Raw genomic sequence first — 5,633 nt, 5'->3', positions numbered from 1 at the left:
GGGCTAGCGAGCCAGCGCCGCTGCGCGCCGTGGCGGTCGAAAGTTCCGGTTCGGCTCGCCCGTGGCGTATCGCCGGGGCCGGTTTGGGACCGATGATGGTGGTGTCTGCCGCGGTGACGCCGGTCCGTCCTTGGTGCATCGGTTTGGCCCGTGGGCTAGCGTGGCGCGGAGGGCCCCCACGGGCACCGTGGATTGTTGCCTCGAGCACGAGTACTAGATTCCTGAATCCCAACAGCCCTCTCCACGGCAGGCGCACAACCGAAGACCACTGCTGTCAGGGGAGGTTCGCCATCATGGATTTGATCCACGAGAGGTCCGCGGGGATCGACATCTCCAAGCGCGACGCGAAGGTCGCCATCCGCGCCCCGGGCAAACGGCCCGGGACCTTCACCACCACAGTCACCACCTGGGGAGCGACCACGAACGAGATCCTGGCCCTGCGCGAGATGCTGCTGGCCGAGCGGGTCACGACGGTGGTGATGGAGGCGACCAGCGACTACTGGAAGCCCTTCTACTACCTCTTCGAGGACGTGCTGCCGGTGATGCTGGTCAACGCCAAGGCCGCCCGGAACATCCCGGGCCGCAAAACGGATGTCTCCGACGCCGCATGGCTGGCCCAGCTCGGCGCGCACGGGCTGCTGCGCGCCTGCTTCGTCCCGCCCGAGCCGGTCCGGCAGCTGCGGGACCTGACCCGGGCACGGACGCTGGCGACCCAGGACCGCACCCGGGAGATCCACAGGCTGGAGAAGTTCCTCGAGTCCACCGGAATCAAGCTCTCCTCGACCGCCTCGGAGCTGACCGGGGTCTCGGCCCGCGCGATGCTCGAGGCGCTCGTCGCCGGCGAACGCGACCCGCAGGTCCTGGCGGACCTGGCCCGGGGCACCCTTCGCCGGCGGCTCCCCGAACTCGTCGAGGCCCTCACCGGCCGCTTCACGGACCACCACGCGTTCATCTGCCGGATGCACCTGGAGCGGATCGATTCGATGACGGAATGGATCGACCAGCTCACCGCCCGCATCGAGGAGGCGATGTCCCCCTTTCGCGCCGCGAGGGACTTCCTCGCCACCATCCCCGGGGTCTCCACCACCGTCGCCGACACCGTCGTCGCGGAAACCGGGGCCGACATGAGCCGCTTCCAGACCCCGGGCCGGCTCTGCTCCTGGGCCGGGCTCGTCCCAGGCCACAACGAATCCGCCGGACGGGTCAAGTCCAGCAAGACCCGGCCCGGGAACCGCTACCTCAAGGGCGCCCTCGGCACCGCCGCGCTCTCGATCGCCCGACACCCCAAAAACACCTACCTCGGCGCCCGCTACAAGCGGATCGCCGCCCGCCGCGGCCGGACCAAGGCCCTCGTCGCGACCGAGCACGCCATCCTCGAGGCCGCCTGGCACATGCTCGCCCAAGGCGAGTGCTACCAAGACCCCGGATCGGACTCCCTCACCAGGATGGATCCCGCCAGGGCCAAGAACAACGCGATCAGGCACCTGAAGGCCCTCGGCTACAACGTCACCCTCAGCCCCACCGTCGCAGCATGACCCACCTACTTTCGTACTAGGCCGCGCCGGCCACGCGGCCGGTCCCCGGCCCCGCCAGCAGGGGCAACGCCGCGGCCGTGCGCCCCGTCACCAGCAGCAGCAAGGCCTCGACGGTGCCGTGGACCTCGGTCCCGGCGCCGAGCGCCACGTCCGCGTCGGTGGCCACGAGCCGCAACCCGCGCATCCGGCGGCGCGCGGGGAACGCCCAGCCCATCGTCCACGCGCGGCGCAGCGCCTCGACCGCGTCCTCTCGCGGCAGGGCCGCGTCCAGCCCGAGCGGGACCGTGATGTCGAGGGTGTGCACCATGGCGTCCATGTGGAGGTTCGCCGCGTTCGTCAGTGGCGGGACATAGCGGTCCTCGGCGTCGCGCCGCAGCGCCTCGACGATCGCCTCGGGGCCGGCCTGGGCCTGCGCAACGGCCACGTCCCGGCCGAAGGACCACACGTTGCCGCGGGCGCGGGCGACGCCCCACAGCACCTCCCCCCACCCGAGGGGCGCCGGCGTCGTGGCCACGTGTGCCGCGACGTCCTGGACCCGCCACGCGGAGCAGAGCGAGGGCGCCTCCCACTGGTCCGGCGTCAGCCCCTCCAGCAGGCCGGCCAGCGCCCTCCGCCGCGCCGCGATGGCCGTCCAGCGTTCCCCATCGTCCATGTCGTCCACCGCCCGCGGGATCCCCAAATAGTCAAAGACATTGACTATGTTCCTCCGCTGGGGGATCCTGCGCAAGGGTTCCGCGGGGCGCGCGGCACCCCGCGCCAGGACTCCGCGCGGCGGGCGGAGGAAGGAGGGGCCATGCCGGATGAGGTGAGCCTCAGGGTGCTGTTGTACATCCCCTACCGGGACATGGAGCGGCGGATCCTCGAGGCGTTGCGGCGGCAGGGGCACACCCTCAGCCGCGCCCAGGGACACGTGGCGGCCCGCCTCGACGAGGGCGGTTCGCGGCTCGGCCCGCTCGCGGAGGCGTCCGGCACGACGAAGCAGAACGCCTCGTTCCTCGTGGGGCAGCTCGAGGCCCAGGGCTACGTCGAACGGGTCGCGGACCCCGACGACGCCCGCGCCCGCCTGATCCGGCTCACTGAGCGCGGGCGCGAGGCCCAGCGCCTGGCCAACGCCGAGGAGCGGCGGATCGAGGACGAATGGCGGGCCCATCTGGGGTCGGCGGGGTTCGAGCGGCTGCGGCAGGAGTTGAAGCGGCTGCGCGCAGCCACGGATCCCTACCTCTAGCGGCCGGCCATCCCTGTCCGCCGGCGCCCGGCGGGTCTAGCATGGGTGGCGCCCGCGGGCTCGGGACGGGGAGGGGACATGGCACCAGCCGCACGGCGACCAACCGCCGCGCCAGCGTCCGCCCGCCCGACGTGGGCCCTGTCGCGGAACTGGCGGCGGGCGGTGCTGGCGGCCCACATCGTCTCCGCCGGCGCGTGGATCGGCATCGACGTGATCGTGTGTTAGCGGCCATGGAAAACTGCCCGTAGGTGGCCAGGGAATTGCCCGCTGACGGCCACGGGGACTGCCCGCGTATGGCCACGGAAACTGCCCATTTGTGGCCGGCTGGTTTGCCCGCATTGCTCGTTAGCCCTGCCGTGTTCTGAGGACGGCGGGGGCCTCTTCCCGGTTGGATGTCGGTGTCGAATCGAATCCGCAGCAGGAAGAGGCCCTGAATGAAGGATGCCCTAGAAACCGTGAATATTCTTGCCACCTACGACCTCACCAGGTCCCTACGCAGCACCGCGGAGATCCACGGGTGCTCCCACCACACCGTCGACCGGCTCGTGAGGGCCCGCGATGCCGGCCGTGCCCCCGGCGCGGGTCCGGAACGGCCCAAGGTCACCGACGACTGGGACGCGAAGATCGAGGAATGGGTCGACAAGTCCCGGGGCCGGATCCGCGCCGACGTCGTGCACGACAAGCTCGTGTCGATGGGCTACGCCGGTTCGGAGCGCTCGACCCGCCGTGCCGTGGCGACCGCGAAGGACGCCTACCGCCGCGGGAGGCGGCGGGTGCACCGGCCCTGGATCACCGAGCCCGGCGGCTGGCTGCAGTACGACTTCGGCGACGGACCGGTCATCGGCGGGGTCAAGACGGTGCTGTTCGTGGCCTGGCTCGCATGGTCGCGGTACCGGATCGTGCTCGCGCTGCGCGACCGGACCGCCCCGAGCGTCTTCGCCGCCCTGGACCGCACCTTCAGGATCATCGGCGGGGCCCCGACGTACGTGCTGACGGACAACGAGAAGACGGTGACCACGATGCACGTGGCCGGGGTGCCGGTGCGCAACGAGGCGACCGTCGCGTTCGCGAAGCACTACTCGGTCGAGGTCCTCACCTGCCAGCCTGCCGACCCGGCGTCGAAGGGCGGGGTGGAGAACGCGGTCAAGGTCTCCAAGGCCGACCTCGTGCCCAAGGACACCAACCTGCGCGGCTCCTACGCCTCGTTCGCCGAGCTCGAGGCGGCCTGCCAGGCGTTCATGGACCTGGTGAACTCCCGCGAGCACCGCACCACCCGCCGCCGGCCCGTGGATATGCTCGCCGACGAGGCCCCCGCCCTGCACCGGGTCCCCGACGCCGCGCACACGATCGCCTACGGGACGGGCCGGAAGGTGCCGCCGAACACGCCGATGGTCTCCTACGAGAACGCCCAGTACTCCGTCCCGGCCCACCTGCTCGGCGCCGAGGTCTTCATCCGCCAACACGGCACCGGCGCCGACGCGAGGGTCGTGATCGTCCACGCCGGCCCCGACGGTGCCCTCGAGGTCGCCCGGCATCCGGTGGCCGCGCCCGGGTCCCCGGCGATCGACGACTCCCACTTCCCCGACCACGACCCGGCCAAGGTCCCTGGGGACCACACCCCGGTGCCGCGCTCGAAGGCCGAGGCCGAGTTCCTGGGCATCGGCGCGGGCGCGAGGTCCTGGCTGCTCGAGGCCGCCGCCGCGGGCGCGCACCGCATCAACGCCAAGATGGCCGAGGCCGTCGCCCTGGCCAAGATCGCCGGGACCAACGAGGTCGACAAGGCCCTCGGCCTCGCCGCGGTCCACCACCGCTTCGCCCACGGGGACCTAGCCTCCCTGCTCACCGCCGCCGGGCACCGGCCCGGGCTGCGCACCGCCGACGAGGGGACGTCCCTGACCCAGGGCACCGCCGGCTGGGCGGGCCTGGGCGCCACCACCTCCGGGAAGGAGCACCCCTGATGGGCATCGCCACCCCGAACACCACCGCCCCGGCCCTGCCCGAGGACCTCGCGGCGCTGATGCGCCAGCTGAAGATGCCCCACGCCCGCGCCGTCGCCCCCGAGGTGCTGGCCACCGCCCGCGCCCAGCGCTGGGAACCGGCCGAGACCGTCAAGGCCCTGCTGGCCGAGGAAACCGCGGGCCGGGCCCGCTCCATGCTCGCCACCCGGCGCAAGGCCGCCGGGTTCCCCACCGGCAAGACCTTCGCCCTCTGGGACGAGACAGCCTCCTCGATCCCGGCCCCGACCCAGCAGGCCCTGCGGACCCTGGAATGGATCCACCGCAAGGAGAACCTCGTCGTCTGCGGACCCTCCGGCACCGGCAAGACCTTCTTCCTCGAGGCCCTGGGCCAACAGGCCGTCGAGGAAGGCAAGCGGGTCGCCTGGTTCACCCTCGAGGACCTCGGCGCGCTCATCCGCGCCCACCGGGCCGACGACACCGTGACCAAGGCCGTGGCCCGGATCCTGCGCGCCGACCTCGTCGTGATCGACGACATCGGCCTGCTTGCAGTGGCCACCGACGCCGCCGAGGGCCTCTACCGGGTCGTGGACGCCGCCTACGAGAAACGCTCCGTGGCCGTGTCCTCGAACCTGCACCCCGCCGGCTTCGACGAGCTCATGCCCAAGACCCTGGCCACCGCCACCGTGGACCGGCTCCTCCACCACGCCCACGTCTGCCAAACCACCGGCGACTCCGTCCGACTCACCCAGGCCCTGGCCGGAAAGGGAGTCATGCCACTGACCTAGACACCACCAGTGGCCGGCACCAACCACCCGTCCCGCGGGCAAACCAGCCGGCCACCAGTGGGCACTTTCCCTGGCCACCAGCGGGCAGAACCGCTGGCCGCCCACGGGCAATTCCTACTGGCCGTTGACA

At 71.9% G+C, this 5,633-nt stretch carries 6 protein-coding genes; 5 read left to right on the top strand and 1 reads right to left on the bottom strand.

What is annotated here, in order from left to right; translation table 11 throughout:
* Positions 1-293: 293 nt before the first annotated feature.
* On the top strand, positions 294-1,535 hold the full coding sequence (locus AC1Q5D_RS17855) for an IS110 family RNA-guided transposase (RefSeq protein ID WP_481737057.1): 1,242 nt from the start codon (positions 294-296) through the stop codon (positions 1,533-1,535).
* Between the two features lie 16 nt (positions 1,536-1,551).
* Here AC1Q5D_RS17855 and AC1Q5D_RS17850 read toward each other — a convergent pair whose 3' ends face one another.
* On the bottom strand, positions 1,552-2,187 hold the full coding sequence (locus AC1Q5D_RS17850) for a maleylpyruvate isomerase family mycothiol-dependent enzyme (protein WP_481739773.1): 636 nt from the start codon (positions 2,185-2,187) through the stop codon (positions 1,552-1,554).
* Between the two features lie 141 nt (positions 2,188-2,328).
* Here AC1Q5D_RS17850 and AC1Q5D_RS17845 point away from each other — a divergent pair, with 141 nt between their 5' ends.
* The 4 genes from AC1Q5D_RS17845 (at position 2,329) to istB (ending at position 5,503) form a co-directional block, all read left to right on the top strand.
* Positions 2,329-2,760 (top strand): MarR family winged helix-turn-helix transcriptional regulator, encoded by a 432-nt coding sequence (locus tag AC1Q5D_RS17845; RefSeq protein WP_481739772.1) that lies wholly within the window; start codon positions 2,329-2,331, stop codon positions 2,758-2,760.
* Positions 2,761-2,838: 78 nt separating this feature from the next.
* The gene (locus AC1Q5D_RS17840; RefSeq protein ID WP_481739771.1) at positions 2,839-2,985 is read left to right on the top strand and encodes a hypothetical protein; all 147 of its coding nucleotides are present in this window, start codon (positions 2,839-2,841) and stop codon (positions 2,983-2,985) included.
* Between the two features lie 209 nt (positions 2,986-3,194).
* On the top strand, positions 3,195-4,718 hold the full coding sequence (gene istA, locus AC1Q5D_RS17835) for an IS21 family transposase (protein ID WP_481736794.1): 1,524 nt from the start codon (positions 3,195-3,197) through the stop codon (positions 4,716-4,718).
* Entirely contained in the window at positions 4,718-5,503 is a 786-nt protein-coding gene (gene istB / locus AC1Q5D_RS17830) for an IS21-like element helper ATPase IstB (protein WP_481736795.1), read from the top strand. The genes istA and istB overlap by 1 nt, the downstream gene beginning before the upstream one ends.
* Positions 5,504-5,633 lie beyond the last annotated feature (130 nt).

This window comes from Arthrobacter paludis (genome assembly GCF_056782315.1).
This window is presented reverse-complemented; position numbering and strand designations above follow the sequence as displayed.